We start from the raw sequence: 22,976 nt of genomic DNA, 5'->3' as shown, positions 1-22,976 counted from the left end.
TCAGACCAGAGCCGGGGTGTGGTCGAGCAGGGTGAGTACCTCGGTCAGCGAGCGGACCGTGCGACCGGCGAAGTTGGTGTCGGCGTCGAAGACCAGATGGTTGGCGAGATCGTGGGCGGCGAGGCGGACCGGGGTCATGCCGACCGCCGCCGCGCCGGTCAGCTCGTGGCTGCCGCCGTCCCCCACGTAAAGGCAGTCCTCCGGGGCGACCCCCAGGCGCTCGCAGGCGGCCAGGTAGATCCGGGGGTCCGGCTTGCAGACGCCGAGTTCGACGGAGAAGATCTGGGCGTCCAGCAACGGCGCCACCGGGAGCCCGGGGAGGAAGGCGGGAAGCTCGTGGGTGCAGTCGCTGATCAGCGCCGTGCGCACGCCGCGGTGACGGATCGCGGTGAGCGCGCTGACCGCGTCCGGCCGCAGCTGGGTGTCGGCGCGCAGCGCGTCGACCCGGGCCGGCATGGCGGCGCGGATGGCGGCCGGCGCCGGCCGGGCGCCGGCCTGCTCGATCACCCAGCGCAGGGTCGCCTCGGCCGATCCGTACCGGCCGCAGGCCCGGGCCCGGAAGGTCCGGTCCAGCACGCCGAGCACGGCGTCCGGGTCGGCGCCGAGCGCCCGGGCGATGGCGGCGTGCTGCGGACCACGCTGAACCGAGCGGGTCAGGGTGCCGAAGAAGTCAAACACCACCGCACGGTATGCGGGCATGGAAATCGGCCTCCCGGGGCATCGAGGAATGGAAATGGGCCGCTGGGGCCGTCGGTGACTGTAGCGACTCCGTCACTGTCCGCCAACAGAGGGTGCCAAACCTTGGCGCTGCACTGTGCGAATAGCGACGGCCGGTGATGAATGTGCGCTCATCAGGGCAACCGATCCGGCCGCTGACCGTGTTGGCGCTGGCTGTGGCGGTGTGCGCGGTCTCCTCCTCGGCGCCGCTGATCGCGTTCGCGGCGGCGCCCGCGCTGGCGGTCGCGTTCTGGCGCAACGGGCTCGCGTCGGTGGCGCTCACCCCGGTCGCGCTCGGCCCGCGCCGTGGCGAGGTGCGCGACGCGATCCGCGGCTCCCGGCGCCGGGCCGGGGTCTTCTGCCTGCTCGCCGGGGTGGCGCTGGCCGCGCACTTCGGCACCTGGATGCCCAGTGTGCAACTCGGCACGGTGGCCACCTCGACCGCGCTGGTCGCCACCCAGCCGGTCTGGCAGGGGCTGATCGCCGCCTGGCAGGGCCGGCGGCCGTCGACCGCCGGCTGGATCGGCATCGTGCTGGCGGTGGCCGGCGCGGCCTGGGCGACCGGTGCCGACGCCGGGGTCTCCGGGCAGGCCGTGCTCGCCGACGTGCTCGCCCTGCTCGGGGCGATCTTCGCGGCGGTCTACACGGCGCTGGGGGAGCAGGCCCGGGCGGCGTTGAGCACCACCACGTACACCTGGATCTGCTACGGCGTCTGCGCGGTGCTGCTGGTGATCGTCTGCTGGTCCGCGGGCATCCCGCTGACCGGGTACGACCCTCGCGCCTGGGCGGCGATCCTCGGGCTGGTGGCGGGTGCGCAGCTGCTCGGGCACTCGATGTTCAACTACGCGCTCCAGTACACCTCGGCCACCACGGTCAGCGTGCTGATCCTGCTGGAGGTGCCGGGGGCCGCGCTGCTCGCCTGGCTCTGGCTCGGCCAGTCCCCGCGCCCCGGCGCGCTGCCCGGCCTGGCTCTGCTGCTGGCCGGCGTGGCCGTGGTGATCCTCGGGGCCGCCCGGCGCACCCGCCGACCGGTCCCCGCCCTGGCCGACGAGTCCCTGCCGACCTGATCAACACCCATTTCCGGTACGCCGTGGGGCGCTGCTCCGGGCGTACCCCAAATGGGGTTGATTGTCCGGAAGCGGCGCGGGACTGGCGTGGGTGCCGGGACCCTCAGCGGACGTCGTCGATTTTGCCCGGTTTCCTCGGGTCCTGGCCGTCACCGGCGGGGTCGGGCGCGTCGTTGCACCCAGGACGGCTCGGGTGGCGGGCCGGGCGTGCGCGCGGTATTCAGGGGGGATGCGATGTCACGGCTCGGCCGGCTGCTCCTCGCCGGGGTGCTCATGATCGGCGGATGTGGCGAGTTCGAGGGCGCTGACCAGGCGGCGGAGCCGGGGCCGGCGGGTGGCTGGCGGACCGCCGGGTGCGAGTTCAGCCGGGCGCCGGAGCACGTCGTGATGGGTGGCGTCCGGATGCCGGTCACTCCCGCGCCGCTGCGCGCCGCGATGGAGCGGATCGAGCAGGGCGGGCGGACGCGGTTCCGGGACAGCTACGCCGGGATCGAGGTGGATCAGCTCCGGGTACGCGCGGTCGTCTACCGCGTGCCGGACGCCGCGTTCGACGAGTTCATCCGCCAGGCGGCCGGGCACAGCTGCGTCGTGGTGCGGGACGCCGCGCACGCCGTCGCGGAGCTCGGCTCCTGGCACGATCGGGTGGTCGCGGACCTGGCGTTCTGGACGGGGCGCGGCGTGCGGATCGTGACCGTGGGGAGCCGGCACGACGGCGCCGGCGTGGAGATCGGCACCCGGGACGTGGAGCGGGCGCGTCGCGAGATGCCCGTGCACTACGGGGAGGGTGCCCCGCTCGTCTTCGTCGAGGAGGCCCCGGTCACCCTGTCGGAAGCCCGCGACTGACTCTCCGCGTGCCGGAAATCCTCTCCCGTGAGTGCGCCACGGGGGCGCGGATGTTTGCTCCCGCTCCCGGGAGCGGGCAGGATCGCCGCATGGTCTTCGACGCCCGACCCTCCGGCGGCAGCCCCTCGCGGCGTGACGCCACCCGACCGGCTGACAGCCGCCCACCCCGCTCCGGCGTGCCCGGCAGCGACCCGGACCGCCCGGTCGAGATCACCCCCGAGGTGGTCGAGGCGGAGTTCGAGGAGGCCAGTGCGGAGGCTGCCGTGACACTGCGGTTGGACGGGAAGGTCGCGCTGGTCACCGGCGCGGGAAGCCCGGACGGGATCGGCTACGCGACCGCCCGCCGGCTGCGTGACCTGGGCGCCCGGGTGGCGATCGTGTCCACCACCCGGCGCATCCACGACCGGGCCTCCGAGCTGGGGATCACCGGGTTCGTCGCGGACCTGACCGACGAGTCCGAGGTGGGCGCCCTCGCCGACGCGATCACCGACCAGCTCGGCGACGTCGAGGTCCTGGTCAACAACGCCGGCCTGGCGAGCCGGGCCAGCCCCGAGGTGCTGCGGCCGGTCGCCCAGCTCACCCTCGACGAGTGGAAGGCCGAGATCGACCGGAACCTGAGCACCGCCTTCCTGTGCAGCCGCGCGTTCGTCGGCGGCATGTCGGAGCGCGGCTGGGGCCGGATCGTGAACCTGGCGGCCACCGCCGGCCCGGTCAACGCGCTGCCGACCGAGGCGGCCTACGCGGCGGCCAAGGCCGGGGTGGTCGGTCTGACCCGGGCGCTGGCGATGGAACTCGTCGCCGACGGGGTGAACGTGAACTGCGTGGCGCCGGGGACGATCTACACGGCCGCGTCGACGGTCACGGAGATCAAGCAGGGCTTGGGTACGCCGATCGGGCGACCCGGGACCCCGGACGAGGTGGCGGCGGCGGTGGCGTTCCTGTGCTCACCGGCGGCGTCCTACATCACCGGGCAGATGCTGGTGGTCGACGGCGGGAACAGTGTGCGCGAGGCCCAGTTCCGCTGAGTCGTGTGGGTGGGCCGGGCTCCTTTTCGGGGCCCGGCCTTGCCCTTTGCTCCCTCGGCGCGAGTGCTGCGGGCTTTCCTGGCCTGGTGCCGCGCCGTCTCTTTCCGCGGGTGTCTCGTCAACGTTGCCCGAGCCGGGTCAGGTGAGTCGGCGCGCGGTCCTGGGGGGTCACGTCCACGGGCTTGGGCAGGTGAGTCGGCGCGCGGTCCCGGGTCTGGTGAGGCGGGCTTGGGCAGGTGAGTCGGCGCGCGGTCCCGGGTCTGGTGAGGCGGGCTTGGGCAGGTGAGTCGGCGCGCGGTCCCGGGTCTGGTGAGGCGGGCTTGGGCAGGTGAGTCGGCGCGCGGTCCCGGGTCTGGTGAGGCGGGCTTGGGCAGGTGAGTCGGCGCGCGGTCCCGCGTCTGGTCAGGTGAGCTTGGTCAGGCGGCCGACGGCTCGCTCGACGGCCAGGCAGCGGTCCTCGACGTAGTCGATGCCGGCCTCCTCGGCGATCTTGCGGGCCTCGGCGGAGACGATGCCGCTCTGCAGCCACACCGCCGGGGCGCCGATGGCGACGGCCTGCCGGACCACCTCGACGGCGTCCCGAGCCGGCCGGAAGATGTCGACGAGATCGACCGGCTCGTCGAGGTCGGCCAGGGTGGGCACGGTCTTCACCCCGAAGACCTCGTCCACGAACGGGTTGACCGGGATGATCCGCCACCCGTGCCGCAGCATCTGCAACGGAACGGTGTGCGACGGCTTGAACGGGTCCCGGGACGCGCCGACCACCGCGATGACGTTCGCGTCCGCCAGGATCTGCTGAGCGTTTCGCATCCCTCGACCTTATCCACTTCTCCAGTCGCCACCCACGTCCCGCGACCTCACTGCTGTTGAGGCACCGTCCCCGGTGTCGGGGCGTGGTGCGGCCCGGTGGGGGGCTTGGCGCGGTGCGGTCTTGCGGGGAGCGCTCCGGCCGGGGGTGTCCTGGCGCGGTGCGGTCTTGCGGGGAGCGCTCTGGTGGGGGTGCGGCCTGGTGGGGGTGCGGTCTTGCGGGGAGGGCTCTGGCGGGGTGCGGCCTGGTGGGGGTGCGGTCTTGCGGGGAGGGCTCTGGTGGGGGGAGCGCTCTGGCGGGGGTGCGGCCTGGTGGGGGTGCGGTCTTGAGGGGAGCGCTCCGGCCGGGGGTGCGGCCTTGCGGGGAGAGCTCTGGCGGGGTGCGGCCCGATTGGGGTGCGCTCCAGCTGGGTGCGGCCCGGGGGCGGCGCGGGCGTGCGGTTGGGCGGGGTGCGCGGGCCGGTAGGTAGGACAGCACCGTGCGCAACCTGGGAGTGGGCCAGCGCGGTGTGCGACCGAGGCCCGGCAGAGCGGCGCGTAGACGGTTGCGGCCCGGCACCGCAGCCAAACAGCGAGGCGGGACATGCACCGGCTTGGTTCGGCGTCAGCGACCCGTTGATGTCGGCGTGGCGCGCGGCGGCACACGGGCAGGGTGACGGCTCAGCTGCCGGGTCGCTGTGGGGCCGGCTGGTGGAGCGGTCGTCAGCCGCCGAGTCGCTGTGGGGCCGGCTGGTGGAGCGGTCGTCAGCTGCCGGGTTGCTGTGGGGGCGGCTGGTGGAGCGGTCAGCAGCCGGCGGGTTGCTTTCGGGGCCGGGCGGTGGAGCGGTCAGAGGAGGGTCAGCTGGTCGGCTTGTGGGGTGGGCGGTTTCTGGTCGGCGAGGGAGCGGAACTGGGCGTTGTCGGGGCGGTGCAGGCCGTGGCGGCGGGCGGCCATGCGGACTCGGGCGGCCAGCTCGTCCTGGTAGGAGCGGGGGGAGTAGGCGCCGTTGGCGAACAGGGCTCGGTGGCGGGGGACCAACTCCGGGTACTCCCTGGTCAGCCACGACGCATACCACTCGCGGGCGCCGGGGCGCAGGTGCAGCGGGATGGGGGTGACGCTGGTGGCGCCGGCCGCGGCGATGGCGCTGACCGTCTCGTCGATGGACTCCTCGGTGTCGGTGAGGCAGGGGAGGATCGGGGCGAGCAGGACGCCGACCGGGAAGCCCGCGTCGGTCAGGCGGCGGACGGCGTCCAGACGGCGGCGGGGGCTCGGTGTGCCGGGCTCGGCGGAGCGCCAGACCCGCTCGTCGACGAAGCCGACCGAGAACGCCAGGCTGACCCGGGTGACCTCGGCGGCCTGCCGCAGCAGGTCCAGGTCGCGCAGGATCAGCGTGCCCTTGGTGAGGATCGAGAACGGGTTGGCGTGGTCGCGGAGCGCGGCCAGGATCTCCGGCATCAGGTGATAACGGCCCTCGGCGCGCTGGTAGACGTCGACGTTGGTGCCCATCGCGATCGGGGCGCCGGACCAGCGGCGGTCGGCGAGCTCCTGGCGGATCAGCTCGCCGGCATTCACTTTCACCACGACGCGGGAGTCGAAGTCGTGGCCGGGGTCGAGGTCCAGATATTTGTGGGTGCCGCGGGCGAAGCAGTTGTGGCTGACCACGCCGTCGGCGATGAAGTCGCCGGTGCCGGTGGAGATGTCGAAGAGCGGCAGGGTGAGCCCGAGGTCCTCGATGTCGGCGACGGCGAGCCGGCGGTCGGCCCGCACCCCGACGCCGGAGGCGTCCAGCGGGGCGTCGAGCACGCCGGTGAGGTGGCGGAAGCGCAGCGCGGCCCACAGGTCGCGGCCGGTCTCCACCCGGCCGGGGCGGTCGGCGCGGCAGCGGACCGGGGTGCGGCTGGTCAGGCCCAGGTGGGTGAGCGCCTCGGTGATCCAGCGCAGGTAGATCCGGTCGGTGCTCTCGAAGGCGAGGGCGAGCCGCTCGGCCCGGCCGACCGCGCCGAACGCGCCGGCCAGGAAGCCGCGGAACCACTCGCCGGACGGCAGCTCGGGCCAGCGCAGCGCGTCGGGCAGCGAGACGTCCTGGAGGTAGAGGTCGGCGCGGACCCAGGAGTCACCCTCCCGGGTGGCCCGGCCGGCCGCGTCGCCGCGGAGCAGGCCGCAGAGGAAGCCCGCCTGATAGTCGGGTGACTCCTTGGGCGGCTCGGCGAAGTGGCCCACCCCGAACATCAGGTCACCGACGGCGAGGGCCGGCTGGTGCGGCTCGGCCGGGCTCACGTGCCGCCAGCCGCGGTCGGTGAGGAACCGGTGGTCGCCGCTGGAGACCAGGCGGGTGCCGTCGGAGAGGGTGACCCGGAAGGCGGGCTTGCTGGTGGCCCAGTGGTCGAGCACGGTGGTCGGCACATAACGCCGGTGCGGGCCGGCGCCCATCGTGCCCATCACCGAGTCGCCGGGCCGCAGCTCGGCGAGCGGCCGGGTGGAGCCGTCGGCCAGCAGGATCGGGGTGTCGCCGGACAGGCAGTAGGTGCACGCGTGGGAACAGCCACGATAGGGATTGACGGTCCACTCGAACGGCACGCGGGAGGCGCCGGGCACCCGGTTGATCAGCGACTTGGCGCGGATCTCGTAGAACGTCATGCCGGCGAACCCGGGGGTGTCGAAGGTGCGGACGGTCGCACCGGGCAGCGCCAGCGGCAGGGGTGGGGCCGCCGGCACTGCCCTGTCCAGGAGCGAGCCGTCGTCGGGCGAAGCCGACAGGTTGGACCATCGCATGGCGGCTATTCGAACACACGTACGAGATCCGTGTCCACCACTTCCGGAGACTGTGGACACGGACGGCGTACCGGCGGGGAAAAGCCGAGGGCCCGCGGACCGGTTTCGGTCCGCGGGCCCTCGTCGTGGCTGGTCAGCTCGCTGTGCGAGCGGGCTCCTCGGCGCTGCGCGCCTTGGGGTCGTGCGCCTTCTTGTGCGCCGCGATCTGCTCACGGACCTCGTCCATGTCGAGCTGCTCGACCTTCTCGATCAGGCTCTCCAGGGCCGACTCGGGAAGCGCGCCGGGCTGCGAGAACACCACGATGCCGTCGCGCACCGCCATGATCGTCGGGATCGAGCGGATGTCGAACTTGGCCGCCAGAGCCGCCTCGGCCTCGGTGTCCACCTTGCCGAAGGTGATCGCCGGGTGCTTCTCCGAGGACCGCTCGTAGGTCGGCGCGAAGCGCACGCAGGGCCCGCACCAGCTGGCCCAGAAGTCGACCAGGACGATGCCGTCCTGGCTCGTGACCTCGTCGAAGTTCGCTGTGGTCAGCGCAACCGTCGCCATGATGCCTCCGTCTGCGGGAATCGCTTTCGTCGGGTGAAACTCCTGGTACGTCTTCACCATTCCCGTTCCGCGGGCCGCGACACGTGGTGTGCGGCACGTTCGGCGCGGGACGGCATGGCGACCTTGGAGCCCATATCGTAACTGATAGTAGGCGAACGGTGTCAGGTTGCCGACACCACCCCGGTGGTGGTTCTATCCATGATCTCGCGATCTGGGCTATTTGCCCTGCCTGCGACTCCCCTTTGGGAACGCGCCCACACGGCAGAAGGATCTGTAAATAAACCTAATTGTGAGCTGCGTCACATCCGAAAGTCCTTCACATGGATACGGACGGTAAGGCAAACTCTTTCTCAACAGAGCGTGGGCGGCGGGTGCCGGGGAGGGCCCCGCCGCTCATTGCGTCTCCTGTCAGGAGACCTGTCGCGAGAGTCGGTATCGGCTCCAGTCAGCCGACGCCACCGATTCGACAGCCTAACTCGCGAATCGCGCGGGTCAAGGGTGAATCCTCCGGGCCGTGTCCACCTGCCGGTCCGTGGGCTGCTCCCCATTTCCGTGTTCTGCCGATCCGCTTGACGGCGGTCCCGCGGGGCAGCACGGTATGGAGTGTGGGTGTCACGGTGAGTTGCCCCAGATGCGCTGCTCAGGTTCGGAAGCCGGACCTGATGCACAGCAACTGGCGCTGCGACAACTGTGGCGACGTTCCGCCGTTCCACGTCGCCGAGCACATCAGCGCGGAGATTGTCGGGACGGTGCTGCGGGAGTCGTCGTCGGGCCCGGAGCGGATGCCGCTGTGGGGACCCTGGCCGCTGCCTCCCGGCTGGACGGTCACCGGGGTCGGCTGGGCCGGTGACGACCGTTCCGGGGTACGCGCCACCGCGCTCGCGTGCAGCGGCCCGGAGCCGCTCGGTGGCGGTCCGGCCGACCTGGTCTTCATCGCCGAGCAGCCGGGCGTCGGCCTGGGCAACCGGTTCGCCGGCATCCCCGGCATCGATCCGGGCTATCTGCTGTCCGAGACGCTCTCCGACCACGGCGCCGGATCCGGCCCGCACGCGAAGATCAAAGTGGGCGGACACCCGACTCCCCTGTGGTGTGTCAAGTCACCGGAGGATCGAAGCGCGTACGTGAGTGAGGCCAAGGGAATGTGGCTCTATGCGGTAGCGTGGCCGGCAAGCGCGGGCTATCTCCTCGCGGAGCACGTCGTCCTCGACGACCTCTCCGAGGGGGTGCCGCCCGAGCTGGTGTTCGGAGCGCCCTCGCCGTATCTGCACGGTCGTGTCTGACCGAGAATCGGCTTTCTGGGCACTTTGTTCACACGAGGCGACCAGGCTGATACCGTCAGTACTGCCGCGGCGCTGATTGTCACCCGCACCAGAGGAGAAGGCCCGCCATGATCAAGAAGGTTTTCACCTGGCTTGGTATTGCGTTCTTGATCTTCTTCATCGCCTTCAACCCGAGATCGGCCGCTGCTGTCTTCGAGTCCATCGGAGGCACGATCGCGGACATCGCGCGAGGCTTCGGCACCTTCTTCACCGACCTCGTCGCGTAGCATCTCTACATGGATCCTGGTGAGCCGCGCGACCCGCGAGGCGAGGGCGGCCACAGCCCTCGGGATGACGACGACGACTTCCGGTTTCGGGACCCCGCGATGGAGGACACCGATCCTGGTCGGACACGCGCTGAGACCTATGCGGACGAGCGCATCGAGTTCGAGGATCCCACCTTCACCGCCGAGGAGCTGGAAGGCCTCGATCGCAGCGGCGGCCCGCGTCGCTTCCTCCCCCTGGAGGATGAACCGACCACTCTGGTCGCCCGCTATCTGTTCCCCACCGAGCGCTACCGCGGTGAGTGGAAACGGCACTGGATCCACCTGTCCGCGCCGCTGAGCATCGGGGCCGGCGCGACCCTCCTGCTGGGCTACCTGGCCGGGTTCCTGACCCGGCAGGACGTCAACGGCATGGTCACCGTCGCCGTGCTGATCTGGCTCGGCGTGATCAGCTGGGTCGCCTGGAAGGTCTTCGACTGGTATTTCGACCGCTTCATCCTGACCAACAAACGGGTGATGGTGGTCAACGGCATCGTCACCCGCAAGGTGGCGATGATGCCGCTGCTGCGGGTCACCGACATGAAGTACGAGCAGTCCGCCCTCGGCCGGATGCTCAGCTACGGCACGTTCGTGCTGGAGTCGGCCGGTCAGGACCAGGCGTTGCGCGAGGTCAAGCACCTGCCGAACCCGAACGAGCTGTACCTCCGGGTGGTCGAGGAGATGTACGAGCCGCAGGCGGTCGAGGCCCGGCTGGGCAAGGACGACGAGGGAGACGACGCCTGAGCAGCCGGATCGATCTGCACTGCCACTCCACCGCCAGCGATGGCACGCTGACCCCGGCCGAGCTGGTCCGGGCGGGTGCCGCGGCCGGCCTGGACGTCATGGCGATCACCGATCACGACACCACCGGCGGCTGGGCGGCGGCCGAGGCGGCCCGTCCGGCCGGGCTCCGCCTGGTCCGCGGGGCGGAGCTGTCGTGCCGGTGGCACGGCGTGCAGCCGTCGATCTCGCTGCACCTGCTGGCGTACCTCTTCGATCCGGCGGAGCCCGCGCTCGCCGAGGCCATGCGGCACCTGCGCACCGACCGGGAGCAGCGGGGTGAGCGGATCGTGGAGAAACTGCGGGCCGACGGGGTGCCGATCACCTGGGACGAGGTGCACGGGTACGCGGCGGGTGGCTCGGTCGGCCGGCCGCACATCGCACAGGCGCTGATCCGGGCCGGGTTGGTGGCCAGCACGACGGAGGCGTTCGCGTCGGCGTGGCTGGGCGCGCGGTATTTCGTACCGAAAATTGATCTTGATGTTTTCGAGGCGATCGCGGCGGTGCGGGCGGCCGGTGGGGTGCCGGTCTTCGCGCATCCCCGGGCGACCAAACGGGGGCGGGTGGTGCCGGACGAGCTGATCGTCGAGCTGGCGGACGCCGGCCTCTTCGGATTGGAGGCCGACCACGAGGACCATTCGCCCGCGGAGCGGGCGGAGATCAGATCGCTGGCGGACCGGCTCGGCCTGGTGGTCACTGGTTCGTCCGATTTTCACGGTACGCACAAGACAGTCCAGCTGGGCGCCTTCGTGACCGCCCCGGAAGTCTTCGAGAAGATCGCCGCCGCGGCCACCGGCGTTACCGTCCTCGGGTGACGATCGCCGCACCAGCCTGCGCGACCGAGTGCCACACCCTACCTTGATCGGGTGAATCTCAAGCTGTTCGGTGAGTTCTTCGTGACTCTGCTGGTGATCGTCGATCCGCCCGGCATGGTCCCGGTCTTCCTCGCGCTCACCGGCGCCCTGCCCGCGAAGGCCCGCAACCGGGCCGGCACGCAGGCGGTGCTGCTCGCCCTCGGCGTGATCGTCGGGTTCGCGGTCGCCGGCCAGACGCTGCTGGACTACCTGCACGTGCAGCTTCCGGCCTTGCAGGCGGCCGGTGGCCTGCTGCTCGTGCTGGTCGCGTTGCAGCTGCTCACCGGCAAGACCGACGAGCCCGAGGAGCAGGGCGGGACCAGTAACGTGGCGCTGGTGCCGCTCGGCACGCCGCTGCTGGCCGGCCCCGGCGCGATCGTGGCCACCATGCTGTTCGTGCAGCGTGCGGAGAGCCTGGACGAGTACCTGGTCCTGGCGGCCGCGATCCTGGCCGTGATGGCCACCGTCTGGCTCGTGCTGCGCTTCTCCGGGCTGATCGTGAAGTTGCTGCGGCCGGCCGGCATCGAGGTTCTCACCCGGATCGCCGGCCTGCTGCTCGCGGCCATCGCGGTGCAGCTCATCGCGGACGCGATCTTCGCCTTCGTGCAGGTTTACGCGCCGCGCCTCTGACGCTTCTTGTCGGGGGGTGCTGGCAGGATTGTCGCGTGCCTCCCACCCGGAACCGCGCCGCCGTCCCCGAGCAACTCGGGTTCGCCGGGATGCCCGAGCGTCTCTTCGTCTGCACCCCGAGCAAGCTCGGGGCCTACCTCGACTGCCCCCGGCGCTATCGATATTCATATGTCGACCGCCCCACCCCGCCCAAGGGCCCGCCGTGGGCGCACAACTCGCTGGGCGCCAGCGTGCACACCGCCCTGAAGAACTGGTATGCGCTGCCCCCCGAGCGCCGCGAGCCCGGCGCGCTGCCCACCCTGCTGAAAAGCACCTGGGTCCGGGAGGGTTACCGGGACGTCGAGCTGGAGCGCGCGGCCTATCGGCGGGCGCTCGACTGGCTGGAGACCTACGTGGCGACCCTCGACCCGGAGGAGGAGCCGCTCGGCGTGGAGCGGGTGGTCGCCGCCAAGACGTCGGTGCTCGCGCTCAACGGCCGGGCCGACCGGATCGACGCCCGGGTGGGTCCGGAGGGGCCGGAGGCGGTGATCGTCGACTACAAGACCGGGCGCACCGGGCTGCACGCCGACGACGCGCGCGGGTCACAGGCGCTGGCGCTTTACGCGTACGCGGCGCAGCGGGTGTTCCGCCGGCCGTGCTACCGGGTCGAGCTGCACCACCTGCCGACCGGGACGGTGGCCGCGCACGAGCACACCGACGAGTCGCTCGCGCGGCAGGTGCGGCGGGCCGAGGAGGCCGCCACCGACATCATGGCCGCGGAGAAAGCGGTGGCCGGCGGCGCCGACCCGGACGAGACGTTCCCGACCAACCCGGGATCGCTGTGCGGCTGGTGCGACTTCCGCAAGGTGTGTCCCGCCGGTGCCTCGGTCGCCGCGAAAGAGCCGTGGGCGGCGGTCGAGCACCTGGCCGGTTGATCAGGCGAGACCGGCCCGGGTGAGGGCGGCCTGGTGGGCCGGGGAGATGCGGTACTCCGTCGGCAGCACCGCCAGGATGCCCTTGAGCAGGGCGCGCAGGCTGCGGGCGGAGAGGGCGGCGGCCAGGTCGGCGGTGGGCCAGCCGGGTGCGCCATACATCTTCCGCGCCCACGGCGGGAGCAGGCCGAGCGCGGTGCTGGCCAGGCCGAGGTATGCCCAGCGCGGCGGGCCGAGGGTGAGGCCGAGCCGCAGCGCGCGGCTGCCCCAGGTCTCCGGGATCGGCGGGAGGGTCAGGAAGAACGCCGCCTCCGCACTGTCCCGGGTCAGGCCCAGCTCCGGGCGCAGCGCCGCGTAGTAGTCGGCGACCTCGGCGGCGGTGGCCGGGACGGTCGCCGGGTCCAGGCCGACCAACTCGGCGGCCCGCAGCTGCTCGGTGTAATAGCCGTCCACCTCGGCGGGGGTCAGTGGCACGCCGGCCCGCTGCGCGGTGGTCAGGAACGACTCCACCTCGGCGACGTGCACCCAGCGCAGCAGGTCCGGATCGTCGAGCCGGAACCGCTCCCCGGTGCGCGGGTCGACCGCGCTGAGCCGGGAGTGCAGCCGGCGCAGCCTGGAACCGGCCTCCTCGACCTGGGCCGTGCTGCCGTAGATCACCGTGGCCACGTAGTCCGAGGTGCGGACCAGGCGGCCCCACATGTCGGAGCGGTAACCGGAGTTCTGCGCGACGCCGGCGACGGTGCGCGGGTGCAGGGCTTGCAGGTAGAGAGAGCGCAGGCCGCCGAGCATCAGGATCGGCTCGCGGTGCAGTTTCCAGGTGATCGAATCGGGTCCGAAGAGACCAACGTCGCCCGTCATCACCCCAGCCTGCCACGGCCGGGCGACTCCGGCCTCGGGTCAAGCGGTGTCGGCGTTGTGTTCGCGGTCCCGGGTCAGGCGGCGTTGTGTTCGCGGTGCTGGGTCAGGCGGTGTCGGCCAGGCGGCGGGCCTGGCAGGCGGGGCACAGACCCCAGAACGTGACCTCGGCCTCGTCCAGCGCGAACCCGTGTCCCTCGCTCGGGGTCAGGCACGGCCGCTCGCCGACCGTGCAGTCGACGTCGGCGATCGCCCCACAGCCGCGGCAGACGACGTGGTGATGGTTGTCGCCGACCCGGGCCTCGAACCGGGCCGGGCTGCCGGCCGGCTCGATCCGCCGGGCGAGGCCGGCTCGGGACAGCGCGCCGAGCACGTCGTAGACCGCCTGGGTGGAGACCGAGTCGAGCCGGACGCGCACCCGCTGGGCGATGTCGTCCACCTCCAGGTGCCCGCCGCCGGTGAGGACCTCGAGCACGGCCAGGCGCGGACGGGTGACGCGCAAGCCGTGCGCACGCAGCAGTTCTTCACCGGTGGACATGCGTTCATGACAACACGGCCGGGCGGTTTCCCCAACTGGGCCGTAACTGAACCGGAACCGGAATCCCGAGGTAAATGCTGACGGGGGGATGTTTGCGCCGTCACACAAACCCTAAGCTAGCGATCACCCCGGACCCAGGAGGAAAAGTGTTCGACCAGGTCAACGGCTTGCCGGTACATGCGCTCGTGTTGCACGCCGCCGTGGTGTTCGTCCCGCTGCTCGCGATCCTCGCGGTGGTGTACGCCGCCGTCCCGAAGTGGCGTCCACGGCTCGGCTGGGCGGTGGCCCTGCTCGCGCTGGCGGCGCCGATCTCCACGTTCGTCGCCAAGGAGTCCGGGGAGCAGCTCTACAACCGGCTGGTCTCGAACGGGCTGAAGGGCAAGGGCCTGGAAATCCTCAACGACCACATGGACTACGGCTCGATGCTGCTCTGGTTCGTGCTCGGCCTCGGCGTGGTGAGCCTGGTCATGGTGGGGCTGACATTCCGGCCCGGCCGGCAGCTGCCCGCGGTGGCGAACGTGGTCTTCGTCGTGCTGACGCTGGTGCTGGCGGCGGGCAGCCTGTACTACGTCTTCGAGACCGGTGACTCGGGCGCGACCGCAGTCTGGGGCAGTTACTGATCGTCGTCTCGCGCCGAACGCCGCCGACCCTGCCGGGCTCGGCGGCGTTTTGCCGGTCAGAGCAGGGCGCGGCCGCAGAGCAGGCACAACAGGATCAGGGCTATCGCGCCGGCGACCAGGCCCACGCCGTACGTCACGGTGCGCGCGGAACCCTCGGCCTCGTCGATCGCGTCCATGTCCTGGGCCGGCATGTGCCGGGGCGGGGGTGGCGTGGCGATGGTCGGCGGGCGCCAGTACGCCGCCGGCGGATCGGTGCGCGGCGGTCCCGGGTACGGCGGCGGCTCGGGGGTGGCGGGCTGGTCCTGGGATGGCCGGGCGAGCGGGGCGGCGTCCGGCGTGGGCCGCTGCCAGTACGCGTCGTCGTCCGGGCCACGGGTGGGGGAGGTCACGTTCACCGACGGTACAGCCGGAGGGGGACGACGGCCGCAGCGATGTCGGCTTACCCTTCTAGGCGTGGACATCCTGGATGGCCCCGAGCGGGATCACGACGCCGAGCGCGAGGTCGACTTCGACTCGGAGGAGGCGCCGCTGCTGCCTGAGCAGACTCGGGACGACACCGAGCGTGGCTGGGGCGAGCGCGACTACTCCAATGACGACCGGCTGCTCGACGACCGTCCACCGCACTGGGACTGAGCTGCCCGATCGCTTCGGCTCAGGACGCCGTCAGCCGGGGCGGATGAGGATCGCGAATCCGCGCCCGGTGGTGGCGACGGCCTGTGCTGCCTGTTCCGCGCCGAGCGCGAGCAGGAGGCCGCCGGTGGTCGGATCGTCGGCGGCGGTGACGTCGAGGACCAGGGCGGCGGTGGCGATCGGGGTGGTGTCGCCCCCGTCGTCGAGCCGTAACAGGTCGACCCGGTTGCCGGGGTGGACCAGGGCCAGGGCGGTCGGATCTGCCAGACGCACCGGGACGCCGACGGTGTCGTCCGGGATCGACGGTTTGCCGGAGGCGGTGGCTTTTGCAGGGGTCGTGGCCTTGGCCGGGGGCGTGGCGCAGGGGGACTTCGCCGGCTGGGCCCGGAACAGGGCGACCGCGAGGCCCAGCAGGGTGACTATCGCGGCGAGCCGGAGCAGGGTGCCGCGGCTGGGTGCTCGCAGGCGTATCGGATCGAGGCGTTCGTCCCGATTGCCGGATCGGCTCATGGCTCGCCCTTCCGTCGCCGTTCGCTGTGGTGCAGGCGGGCGACGTTAGGCGGATTCCGCGCGAATCGCGGGTGGGCCTGTGGACAACCGTGGGATGTGGATAACTCCGGGTGGGGCCGTGGCCGGGGCTAGGGTTGGGCGCGGCGAGCCGGTCCGGGGCGCGGCAGGGCCGCGAGAGCGCGGCATGCCGGATGCCGGGCGCGGCAGGGCGGCAGGGTCACGAGGGTGCGGCATGCCGGGAGCGACAGGGCGGCGGGGCCGGGAGAGCGCGGCATGTCGGGAGCGTCAGGGCGGCAGGGCCACGAGAGCGCGGCGTGCCGGATGCCGGGAGCGGCAGGGCGGCAGGGCCGCGAGAGCGCGGCATGCGGGATGCCGGGAGCGGCAGGGCCGCGAGAGTGCGGCATGCGGGATGCCGGGAGCGGCAGGGCCGCGAGAGTGCGGCATGCGGGATGCCGGGAGCGGCAGGGCCGCGAGAGCGCGGCGTGCCGGATGCTGGGCGCGGCAGGGCGGCAGGGTCACGAGAGTGCGGCATGCCGGATGCCAGGAGCGGCAGGGCGGCACAGAGTACGGCGAGCCGGGTGCGGTGTGGCCAGTGCGTGCTGGGCGGGACGCCGGGCATGACGAAGGGCGTGCCGGCGCGGCACGCCCTTGTCGGTGGCTGGTCAGGAAGCGGCGGCGGCCTTCGCTCCGGAGGAGGAACTGCTGCTGCTCGCCGCCGGGGTGCTGCTCGTGGTGGCGGACGAGGCGGCCGCGGGCGCCGCGGGGGTGCTCTCCGGCTTCTTGGCGGTCGAGTCGCCGTTGCCGCTCGACTTCTCGGCGCTCACGCTGCCGGAGCGGGAGTCGTTGCGGTAGAAACCGGAGCCCTTGAACACGATGCCGACCGAGTTGAACACCTTACGGAGCTTGCCGTGGCAGTTCGGGCACTCGGTGAGTGCCGGGTCGGAGAAAGACTGCACGGCTTCGAGCTGCTCGCCGCACTCGGTGCAGGCGTACTGGTAGGTAGGCACGGCTCCTCCGGATCTGTCGGCTGCTGGCACTCGCCAACTCCGAGTGCCAATGTTGCGGCATCGGAGGTCAATTCGTCCACTCCACCCCGTGTCTGAGGGCCCAGCGTGCCGCCGTATGTGACGAACTACGCGCGCACCGTGCGGCAACCCGCCGGCCCGCGCGAGGTGGATATCTGGTTGCGCTTCCAGCATTTTCGGTACGGCCGGAGCGCTCTGTCCGTGAAATGCCCGCGGATGCCGGGTTCAGGGCTCGGCGTCGGCCGCGAGTGCGACGTGACGTCGCGCCCCGGGGTGGGCCGCCACGGGTGTGACCAGGCGGGCTTGGCGATGAGTGCGGTGCTGGTTCGGAGCTGGGCCGGGCGTCACGCCGGGCGGGGGAAGAAGCCGGACGGGGTGAGGATGCCGTGGACCGGGCGGTCGTGAGGCTCGGCGGGAACCTGGTCGAGGGCTTCGTGGTCGTAAAGCAGGGCTACGACGAGCGGGCCGGGATGACGCGATCGGGCCAAGTCCGGGTTGTCGCGTTCGGTGTCCGGGAGGCGGGGCAGGGCCGGGTCGCCGGGGGTGCCGTGCGGGAGGCCAGGCAGAACCGGGTCGCCGGAGGCGCCGTGGGGGAATCCGGGCAGAGCCTGGCCGTCGGGGGTGCCGTGCGGGAGGCGGGGCAGGGCCGGGGCGGGGTTGTCGTGGGGGAGGCGGGAGAGGGCTCGGTCGTAGGAGCCGCCGCCTCGGCCCAGGCGCAGGCCGTCGCGGGACACGGCCAGGGCGGGGACCAGGATCAGGTCGGCGGTGCGGTGGGCGGTGACGCCCAGGCGGGGGCCGGGGGGTTCCTGGAGGCCGCGGGCTGCGGGGGCGAGGGTACCGGTGTATGCCGCCCAGTCGAGGTCGTTGTCGGGGAGCAGGACCGGCAAGAGGAGGCGACCGCCAGGGGGGAGCGCGGCGAGGAGGACGTCGGGCAGGGAGGGGCCGCCGGGCTCGGAGGGGGACGGGACGTAGGCGGCGATGGTTTTCGGGGCGGTCCGGCGTACGAAAAGCAGGGTTTGATCTTGAAGTTGGGCGGCGGACGTGGCTCGGTCGGCGACCGTAAGTGATCTACGGGCGGTGAGCAGCTGAGCGCGTAGCGTGATCTTGTTTTGGGGTGATTTTTCCGCGTCAACGGTTAAATCCGACATGCAACACCCCCTTTTGAAAACCGGCAAACGGTGCACACTATGTCAGCATCGCTCCAAAGAGGGCCACTCCCGGGAGGATGTGTGACATTACGTGGCCGGCTCACCAGCGCCTTCCTGGTGGTCGTGCTCGGTCCGGTCCTGCTCGGGTCCATCTTCGTCGCGCTGACCGTCGCCGCGGTCAGCCGGGACCGGACGAACGAGCGTCTCGATCATGCCGTGACGACCGTCCGGGCCGCGATCGGCGCGATCTGCGGGCAGTTGCAGGCAGCGGCCGACGCGGTCGCGGTGGTACCGGCCGGGTCCCGGTCCACGGTCGCCGATCAGCTGGTCGCCCGCGGCCTGGCCGGAGACATCCGGTTCGCCGGCGCGGAGATTCCCGAGCCGGCGGGGCTTGCCAGACGCTCGCAGCCCGCGCCGCAACCGGCCGCGCCGGAGGCCGGTGGGCCCTGGGGACCCGGGCCGGCGACGACGGGGACGCAGGCCGGATGGCAGGACTGCGCGGCGCCGGACGAGCGGCCCGCGACCGGGCCCGCCGCGACCGGGCCCGCCGCGACCGGGCCCGCCGCGACCGGGCCCGCCGCGCCCGGGCTCACGGCGACCGGGCACGTTACGACCGGGCTCGCCGCGAGTGCACGGGCCGCCGACGTCACGGTGTTCGCGGCGGAGCAGGTCGACGCGGCGCTGCTGGAGCGGCTCGGGACGGCGGCCGGGGTCACGGTGACGCTGGGGGCGCAGGATCCGGACGGTGCGGCGCGCCGGGGCCTGACGCCCGGACCGGGGCAGCCGCTGTCGCTGACGCTCCACGCGCCGCCGGCGCGACCCACCTTCCGGTACGCGATTCTGCCGCTCGTGGTCGTGCTCACCGCGCTCGCCGCGGTGCTGGCCGCCCGCTGGCTGGCGCGGTCCACCACCCGGCCGCTCGGCGACCTGGCCTGGGCCGCCGACCGGGTGGCGAACGGTGACCTGGACACCCGGGTGCCGATCCCGCGACCGGACGAGCTGGGCCGGCTGGCCGGGACCTTCAACCGGATGACCCGGGAGCTGCAGTCCTATGTGCAGGCGCTGACCGCCAGCCGCGACCAGCTGCGTCGGCACCTCGCGATCCTCGGCGACACGCTGTCCAGCACGCACGACCTGGACCGGATCCTGCCGGTGATCCTGCGCACCGCGATGACCGCGACCGGTGCCCGGGCCGGGCTGGTGCTGCTGGTCGATCCGGCCGACGGGACCCTGGCGGCCCGCTGCGGGGCCGGGCTGACCGGTGGATGGGATCTGCCGCCCGGCGAGCTGGCGCAGCGCCGGTTGCCGGCCGGGCGCGGGACGCTCGGCGCGGTGGCGGCGTCCGGCACCCCGTTGCGCGGCGTGGCCGGCGACGGCGTCGACGAACCGGCCTGTGAGTCGTATCTCGCGGTGCCGATCTGCGCGCCCCCTTCGAGTGACGACACCGATCCCGGTCCGGGCACGCTGGGCGTCCTGGCCCTCTACGACCGGCTCGGCAGCCCGTCGTTCGACGACGCCGACCTGCGCACTCTTCGTACCTTCGCCGGGCAGGCCGGTGTCGCGGTGCACAACGTGCGGGTGCACGAGGAGGCACAGCGGCTGTCGCTGACCGATCCGCTCACCGGATTGTGGAACTACCGTTATCTGCGCGAGGTGCTGCGCCGGGAGGTGGAGCGGGCCAGCCGGTTCGGCCGGATGCTCACCGTCCTGGTGCTCGACCTCGACCACTTCAAGGAGGTGAACGACACGTACGGGCACCCGGCGGGTGACCAGGTGCTGGGCGAGTTCGCCCGGCGGATCCGGGTCGGCCTGCGCGAGGTGGACGTGGCGTTCCGCCAGGGCGGGGAGGAGTTCGTGGTGCTGCTGCCGGAGACCGACGCGTACGGCGGGGTGATCGTCGCCGAGCGGCTCGGCGCCCTGGTCCGCGACCGGCCGGTGCACGTCGATCCGCGGCGCCCCGGCCTGGCCGACCGGATCCCGATCACCGTGTCGATCGGCATCGCGGTCTTCCCCGAGCACGGCGCCAACGCTCAAGAGGTGCTGGACGCCGCGGACGAGGCGCTGTACGCGGCGAAGAACGCCGGCCGTGACACGTACCGTCTCGCGGAGAGCGTTTCGTCCCGAGTACCTGAGGGGAATTTCGATCCGGCCCCGGCCGCCAGCGGGCCGCAGCCGCCGATTCGTGGTTCCGGCCGATAGTCTCGCGGCATGTTCGGGCACGATCCAGCGAAGGTGCGGTGACTGATGACAACGAACGCGCAAGGGTCCGGCAAGCGCGCGGTCAAAGCGGTGATCCCGGCGGCCGGCCTGGCAACGCGTTTCCTGCCGGCCACCAAGGCGGTCCCGAAAGAGCTCCTTCCGGTCGTCGACCGGCCGGTGTTGCAGTACATCGTGGAGGAGGCGGCCGCCGCCGGGATCACCGATGTGCTGCTGGTCACCGGGCGGGGCAAGACCTCGATGGTCGATCACTTCGACCGTCGTCCCGACGTCGAGCAGCGGCTGGAGGAGAAGGGGGACACCGAGCGGCTCGCCGCGGTCCGCCGGACCAGTGAGCTCGCCGACATCTACACCTGCCGGCAGGGTGAGCCACTCGGGCTCGGCCACGCGGTCGGCACCGCCGCCTCGCACGTCGGCGACAACCCGTTCGCGGTGCTGCTCGGCGACGAGTTCGTCGAGGAGGGCAGCTCGCTGCTGCCGGACATGCTCGACCTGCAGGCCCGCACCGGCGGCATCGTGCTCGCCTTCATCGAGGTCACGCCGGAGGAGACGTCCCGCTACGGGATCGCCTCGGTGCGCGAGTCCGACCTGGGCGAGGGCGTCGTCGAGGTGACCGGCCTGGTGGAGAAGCCGTCGCCGAGCGAGGCGCCGAGCAACCTGGCCGTGGTCGGGCGCTACGTGCTGCCCGGCAAGATCTTCGACGCGATCGCCGAGACCAAGCCGGGCAGCGGCGGCGAGATCCAGCTGACCGACGCGATGGCGGCGCTGCTGGAGTCGGGCACCCCGGTGCACGGCATCGTCTACCGCGGGATCCGGTACGACACCGGCCAGCCGCTCGGTTACCTGCAGACCGTCGTCCAGCTCGCCGCCCAGCGGCCCGACCTGGGCGAGGAGTTCCGGGCCTGGCTCGCCGAATTCGTCGGTGGTCAGAAGGGATGACCGCTACGGCCGATGCCGAGGCGGCCGCCAACGAGCTGATGCCTCTCGCCGAGTACCTGGGCAGCGTGCTGCGCAGGCTACGGGCGCTGCCTCCGCTCGACCTCGACCTCACCCAGGCGCACGGGAACGTGCTCGCGGCCGACGTGCTCGCGCCGCACCCGTTCCCGGCGTTCGACCAGGCCGCGATCGACGGATACGCGGCCCGGTGGGAAGACCTGGCCGGCGCCGGGCGCCTCGGCGCGCACCCGGCGTTCGGTCAGTTCGACAGCGGCCCCACCCGCAGCGTCCGGCTGAACGTGGTCGGTGACCTGGGCGCGGCCAGCTGGCGGCCGGTCCGGCTGACGGCGGGCACCTGCTTCTCGGTCGCCGCCGGCGCGCCGCTGCCGATCGGCGCGGACGTGGTGGTCCCGGTGCACTGGACCGACCAGGGCATGGCCGCGGTGGAGATCCTGCACGCCCCGAAACGCGGTTCCGGGGTGCGGCGGGCCGGCGAGGAGCTGGCCGTCGGCCAGGTGCTCGCCACCGCCGGGTCGTATGTGACACCGCCGATGGTGGCGACCTTCGCGGCGGCCGGGATCGGGCACGTGCTGGTCCGGCCCAGTCCGCGGGTGGTGGTCGTGGCGACCGGGGACGAGCTGGTCGACGTGGGCCGGCCCAGCCAGCCGGGGCAGGTGGTGGACGCCAACTCGCACGCGTTGACCGCGGCGGCGGTGGAGGCGGGTGCTCTGGCGTACCGGATCGGCATCTGTGACGACGATCCGGAAGGGCTGCGCGGCCTGCTGGAGGACCAGACGCTGCGCGCCGACCTGATCATCACGACCGGTGGCACCGGGACCGGGCCCGGCGACATGCTGCGCCGGGTGCTGTCCCGGCCCGGCACCGGCCGGGGCACCGTCGAGTTCACCGACGTGGCGCTCTGCCCGGGCACCGCGCTCGGGTTCGGCACGGTCGGCGGCGAGGAGGTCCCGGTGGTCTGCCTGCCGGGTGAGCCGGGCGCCGCTCTGATCGGGTTCGAGGTGCTGGCCCGGCCGGCGATCCAGCTGCTCGCCGGGGCCGAGCCGGTGTTCCGGCCGAGCGTGAAGGCGCACCTGCTGGAGACGGTCTCGTCACCCGGTGGGCTCCGGGAGTTCCGCCCGGCACACGTCGCCGAGCGACGTGGTGGCGGTTACACTGTGCAGCCGCTCGCCGGTGGGCCGTACACTCTCTCCGGTTTGGCCGAGGCCAATGGACTGCTGGTGCTCGGTGAGCGGGTCACCACGGCGGCGGCCGGCTCGACCGTGGACGTGTTGCTGCTCGACCGGAGGCGATGAATGCTCGGGGCGACCCCCGGCTGGCCCGCTGTGCTGGCGGACGGGCCGGTGTTGCTGCGGCCGTACAAGCGCGGTGACGCCCGGGCCTGGTCCGAGGTGCGGATCGCCAATCAGGCCTGGCTGGCGCCCTGGGAGTCGGCGCCGCCCGGTCCGTGGGCGGAGATGAACTCGATCCGCGCGTACTCGTACGTCTATCGCGACATGAAACGGGCCGCCCGGCGCGGGGACAGCATGCCGTTCGCGGTCTGCCTGCGGGAGGGCGGCCGGGAGCGCCTGGTCGGGCACGTCAACCTGGGGAACATCGTGCGGCGGGCGTTCGCCTCGGCGTACGCGGGTTACTGGGTGGACCATCGGGTGGCCGGTCGCGGGGTGATCCCGACCGCGCTCGCGCTCGCCGTCGATCACGCGTTCGGGCCGGGTGGCCTGCACCGGATCGAGGTCAACATCCGGCCGGAGAACGGGCCGAGCCGCCGGGTGGTGGAGAAGCTGGGGTTTCGCGAGGAGGCGTACCACCAGCGGTACATGCACATCGACGGGGGCTGGCGCGACCATCTGGGCTATGCGATGACCAGCGAGGAGGTGGCCGCCGAGGGCGGCCTGCTGTCCCGGTGGAAACGAGTTCGCACGACTAAATGATCTTGAGCGCGCGAGTGCCGTCGGCGCGGCGCG

The 22,976-nt window shown here is 72.3% G+C and carries 25 protein-coding genes; 15 read left to right on the top strand and 10 right to left on the bottom strand.

What is annotated here, in order from left to right; translation table 11 throughout:
- Positions 1-699 (bottom strand): HAD family hydrolase, encoded by a 699-nt coding sequence (locus Aiant_RS18235; protein ID WP_189328356.1) that lies wholly within the window; start codon positions 697-699, stop codon positions 1-3.
- Between the two features lie 137 nt (positions 700-836).
- On the opposite strand from Aiant_RS18235, the gene Aiant_RS18230 reads away from it, so the two are divergent.
- The 3 genes from Aiant_RS18230 (at position 837) to Aiant_RS18220 (ending at position 3,652) form a co-directional block, all read left to right on the top strand.
- On the top strand, positions 837-1,784 hold the full coding sequence (locus tag Aiant_RS18230) for a DMT family transporter (protein ID WP_189328930.1): 948 nt from the start codon (positions 837-839) through the stop codon (positions 1,782-1,784).
- A 234-nt stretch (positions 1,785-2,018) separates the two neighbouring features.
- Entirely contained in the window at positions 2,019-2,627 is a 609-nt protein-coding gene (locus Aiant_RS18225; RefSeq protein WP_189328357.1) for a hypothetical protein, read from the top strand.
- Between the two features lie 89 nt (positions 2,628-2,716).
- Entirely contained in the window at positions 2,717-3,652 is a 936-nt protein-coding gene (locus Aiant_RS18220) for an SDR family NAD(P)-dependent oxidoreductase (protein WP_189328358.1), read from the top strand.
- Positions 3,653-4,054: 402 nt separating this feature from the next.
- Here the strand turns inward: Aiant_RS18220 and Aiant_RS18215 are convergent, their stop codons facing one another.
- From Aiant_RS18215 to trxA, 3 genes are all read right to left on the bottom strand, one after another.
- Positions 4,055-4,462, bottom strand: a complete 408-nt coding sequence (locus tag Aiant_RS18215) for a CoA-binding protein (RefSeq protein ID WP_189328359.1) — start codon at positions 4,460-4,462, stop codon at positions 4,055-4,057.
- Between the two features lie 823 nt (positions 4,463-5,285).
- Positions 5,286-7,211 (bottom strand): intein-containing Rv2578c family radical SAM protein, encoded by a 1,926-nt coding sequence (locus Aiant_RS18210; protein WP_189328360.1) that lies wholly within the window; start codon positions 7,209-7,211, stop codon positions 5,286-5,288.
- 133 nt (positions 7,212-7,344) lie between these two features.
- On the bottom strand, positions 7,345-7,758 hold the full coding sequence (trxA, locus tag Aiant_RS18205; RefSeq protein WP_189328361.1) for a thioredoxin: 414 nt from the start codon (positions 7,756-7,758) through the stop codon (positions 7,345-7,347).
- A 662-nt stretch (positions 7,759-8,420) separates the two neighbouring features.
- Between trxA and Aiant_RS18200 the strand changes: the two genes are divergently transcribed.
- The 6 genes from Aiant_RS18200 to Aiant_RS18175 all read left to right on the top strand — a co-directional run bounded on the left by Aiant_RS18200 (position 8,421) and on the right by Aiant_RS18175 (position 12,518).
- Entirely contained in the window at positions 8,421-9,038 is a 618-nt protein-coding gene (locus tag Aiant_RS18200) for a DUF6758 family protein (RefSeq protein WP_189328362.1), read from the top strand.
- 107 nt (positions 9,039-9,145) lie between these two features.
- Positions 9,146-9,304, top strand: coding sequence for a hypothetical protein (locus Aiant_RS18195; RefSeq protein WP_189328363.1), 159 nt, complete (start codon positions 9,146-9,148; stop codon positions 9,302-9,304).
- Between the two features lie 9 nt (positions 9,305-9,313).
- Positions 9,314-10,084, top strand: coding sequence for a PH domain-containing protein (locus Aiant_RS18190; protein ID WP_189328364.1), 771 nt, complete (start codon positions 9,314-9,316; stop codon positions 10,082-10,084).
- A complete protein-coding gene (locus Aiant_RS18185) occupies positions 10,081-10,935 on the top strand; it encodes a PHP domain-containing protein (RefSeq protein WP_189328931.1) in 855 nt (284 codons plus the stop codon). Before Aiant_RS18190 ends, Aiant_RS18185 begins: the two co-directional genes overlap by 4 nt.
- Positions 10,936-10,986: 51 nt before the next feature.
- Entirely contained in the window at positions 10,987-11,604 is a 618-nt protein-coding gene (locus Aiant_RS18180) for a MarC family protein (protein WP_189328365.1), read from the top strand.
- A gap of 89 nt (positions 11,605-11,693) precedes the next feature.
- Entirely contained in the window at positions 11,694-12,518 is an 825-nt protein-coding gene (locus Aiant_RS18175) for a RecB family exonuclease (protein ID WP_229829855.1), read from the top strand.
- Here Aiant_RS18175 and Aiant_RS18170 read toward each other — a convergent pair whose 3' ends face one another.
- Positions 12,519-13,373 (bottom strand): oxygenase MpaB family protein, encoded by an 855-nt coding sequence (locus Aiant_RS18170; protein ID WP_189328367.1) that lies wholly within the window; start codon positions 13,371-13,373, stop codon positions 12,519-12,521.
- Between the two features lie 103 nt (positions 13,374-13,476).
- Positions 13,477-13,908: a Fur family transcriptional regulator gene (locus tag Aiant_RS18165; protein ID WP_189328368.1), complete on the bottom strand. Its 432-nt coding sequence runs from the start codon at positions 13,906-13,908 to the stop codon at positions 13,477-13,479.
- A gap of 146 nt (positions 13,909-14,054) precedes the next feature.
- Here Aiant_RS18165 and Aiant_RS18160 point away from each other — a divergent pair, with 146 nt between their 5' ends.
- Positions 14,055-14,528 carry a DUF2231 domain-containing protein gene (locus tag Aiant_RS18160; protein ID WP_189328369.1) on the top strand — a complete coding sequence of 158 codons (474 nt, stop codon included), beginning with the start codon at positions 14,055-14,057 and terminating at the stop codon, positions 14,526-14,528.
- A 56-nt stretch (positions 14,529-14,584) separates the two neighbouring features.
- Here the strand turns inward: Aiant_RS18160 and Aiant_RS18155 are convergent, their stop codons facing one another.
- Positions 14,585-14,917 (bottom strand): translation initiation factor 2, encoded by a 333-nt coding sequence (locus tag Aiant_RS18155; RefSeq protein ID WP_229829804.1) that lies wholly within the window; start codon positions 14,915-14,917, stop codon positions 14,585-14,587.
- A gap of 64 nt (positions 14,918-14,981) precedes the next feature.
- Here Aiant_RS18155 and Aiant_RS18150 point away from each other — a divergent pair, with 64 nt between their 5' ends.
- A complete protein-coding gene (locus tag Aiant_RS18150) occupies positions 14,982-15,161 on the top strand; it encodes a hypothetical protein (protein ID WP_189328371.1) in 180 nt (59 codons plus the stop codon).
- 30 nt (positions 15,162-15,191) lie between these two features.
- Here Aiant_RS18150 and Aiant_RS18145 read toward each other — a convergent pair whose 3' ends face one another.
- From Aiant_RS18145 to Aiant_RS18135, 3 genes are all read right to left on the bottom strand, one after another.
- A complete protein-coding gene (locus tag Aiant_RS18145) occupies positions 15,192-15,668 on the bottom strand; it encodes a hypothetical protein (RefSeq protein ID WP_189328372.1) in 477 nt (158 codons plus the stop codon).
- A 662-nt stretch (positions 15,669-16,330) separates the two neighbouring features.
- A complete protein-coding gene (locus Aiant_RS18140; RefSeq protein WP_189328373.1) occupies positions 16,331-16,675 on the bottom strand; it encodes an FmdB family zinc ribbon protein in 345 nt (114 codons plus the stop codon).
- A 362-nt stretch (positions 16,676-17,037) separates the two neighbouring features.
- The gene (locus tag Aiant_RS18135; RefSeq protein ID WP_189328374.1) at positions 17,038-17,841 is read right to left on the bottom strand and encodes a 5-formyltetrahydrofolate cyclo-ligase; all 804 of its coding nucleotides are present in this window, start codon (positions 17,839-17,841) and stop codon (positions 17,038-17,040) included.
- A gap of 81 nt (positions 17,842-17,922) precedes the next feature.
- On the opposite strand from Aiant_RS18135, the gene Aiant_RS18130 reads away from it, so the two are divergent.
- The 4 genes from Aiant_RS18130 to Aiant_RS18115 are packed head-to-tail and all read left to right on the top strand — an operon-like array spanning position 17,923 to position 22,943.
- The gene (locus tag Aiant_RS18130; RefSeq protein ID WP_189328375.1) at positions 17,923-20,040 is read left to right on the top strand and encodes a GGDEF domain-containing protein; all 2,118 of its coding nucleotides are present in this window, start codon (positions 17,923-17,925) and stop codon (positions 20,038-20,040) included.
- Positions 20,041-20,085: 45 nt separating this feature from the next.
- Positions 20,086-20,997 carry a UTP--glucose-1-phosphate uridylyltransferase gene (locus Aiant_RS18125; protein WP_189328376.1) on the top strand — a complete coding sequence of 304 codons (912 nt, stop codon included), beginning with the start codon at positions 20,086-20,088 and terminating at the stop codon, positions 20,995-20,997.
- Complete coding sequence (locus tag Aiant_RS18120) at positions 20,994-22,307, top strand: molybdopterin molybdotransferase MoeA (RefSeq protein ID WP_189328377.1); 1,314 nt, start codon at positions 20,994-20,996, stop codon at positions 22,305-22,307. The genes Aiant_RS18125 and Aiant_RS18120 overlap by 4 nt, the downstream gene beginning before the upstream one ends.
- Entirely contained in the window at positions 22,308-22,943 is a 636-nt protein-coding gene (locus Aiant_RS18115; protein WP_189328378.1) for a GNAT family N-acetyltransferase, read from the top strand.
- Positions 22,944-22,976: the final 33 nt, after the last annotated feature.

Source organism: Actinoplanes ianthinogenes, from assembly GCF_018324205.1.
In the GTDB taxonomy this organism is placed as follows: Bacteria; Actinomycetota; Actinomycetes; order Mycobacteriales; family Micromonosporaceae; genus Actinoplanes; species Actinoplanes ianthinogenes.
The sequence above is the reverse complement of the archived record's forward strand: the minus strand, read 5'-3'. Positions and strand labels throughout refer to the sequence as shown.

Coding starts and splice junctions, on each gene's coding strand:
- Aiant_RS18165 (WP_189328368.1), bottom strand. CDS start 13,908: ATGTCCACCGGTGAAGAACTGCTGCGTGCGCACGGCTTGCGCGTCACC.
- Aiant_RS18225 (WP_189328357.1), top strand. CDS start 2,019: ATGTCACGGCTCGGCCGGCTGCTCCTCGCCGGGGTGCTCATGATCGGC.
- Aiant_RS18215 (WP_189328359.1), bottom strand. CDS start 4,462: ATGCGAAACGCTCAGCAGATCCTGGCGGACGCGAACGTCATCGCGGTG.
- Aiant_RS18235 (WP_189328356.1), bottom strand. CDS start 699: ATGCCCGCATACCGTGCGGTGGTGTTTGACTTCTTCGGCACCCTGACC.
- Aiant_RS18175 (WP_229829855.1), top strand. CDS start 11,694: ATGCCCGAGCGTCTCTTCGTCTGCACCCCGAGCAAGCTCGGGGCCTAC.
- Aiant_RS18230 (WP_189328930.1), top strand. CDS start 837: ATGAATGTGCGCTCATCAGGGCAACCGATCCGGCCGCTGACCGTGTTG.
- Aiant_RS18115 (WP_189328378.1), top strand. CDS start 22,308: ATGCTCGGGGCGACCCCCGGCTGGCCCGCTGTGCTGGCGGACGGGCCG.
- Aiant_RS18210 (WP_189328360.1), bottom strand. CDS start 7,211: ATGCGATGGTCCAACCTGTCGGCTTCGCCCGACGACGGCTCGCTCCTG.
- Aiant_RS18220 (WP_189328358.1), top strand. CDS start 2,717: ATGGTCTTCGACGCCCGACCCTCCGGCGGCAGCCCCTCGCGGCGTGAC.
- Aiant_RS18195 (WP_189328363.1), top strand. CDS start 9,146: ATGATCAAGAAGGTTTTCACCTGGCTTGGTATTGCGTTCTTGATCTTC.
- Aiant_RS18190 (WP_189328364.1), top strand. CDS start 9,314: ATGGATCCTGGTGAGCCGCGCGACCCGCGAGGCGAGGGCGGCCACAGC.
- Aiant_RS18200 (WP_189328362.1), top strand. CDS start 8,421: ATGCACAGCAACTGGCGCTGCGACAACTGTGGCGACGTTCCGCCGTTC.
- Aiant_RS18135 (WP_189328374.1), bottom strand. CDS start 17,841: ATGTCGGATTTAACCGTTGACGCGGAAAAATCACCCCAAAACAAGATC.
- trxA (WP_189328361.1), bottom strand. CDS start 7,758: ATGGCGACGGTTGCGCTGACCACAGCGAACTTCGACGAGGTCACGAGC.
- Aiant_RS18145 (WP_189328372.1), bottom strand. CDS start 15,668: ATGAGCCGATCCGGCAATCGGGACGAACGCCTCGATCCGATACGCCTG.
- Aiant_RS18125 (WP_189328376.1), top strand. CDS start 20,086: ATGACAACGAACGCGCAAGGGTCCGGCAAGCGCGCGGTCAAAGCGGTG.
- Aiant_RS18170 (WP_189328367.1), bottom strand. CDS start 13,373: ATGACGGGCGACGTTGGTCTCTTCGGACCCGATTCGATCACCTGGAAA.
- Aiant_RS18120 (WP_189328377.1), top strand. CDS start 20,994: ATGACCGCTACGGCCGATGCCGAGGCGGCCGCCAACGAGCTGATGCCT.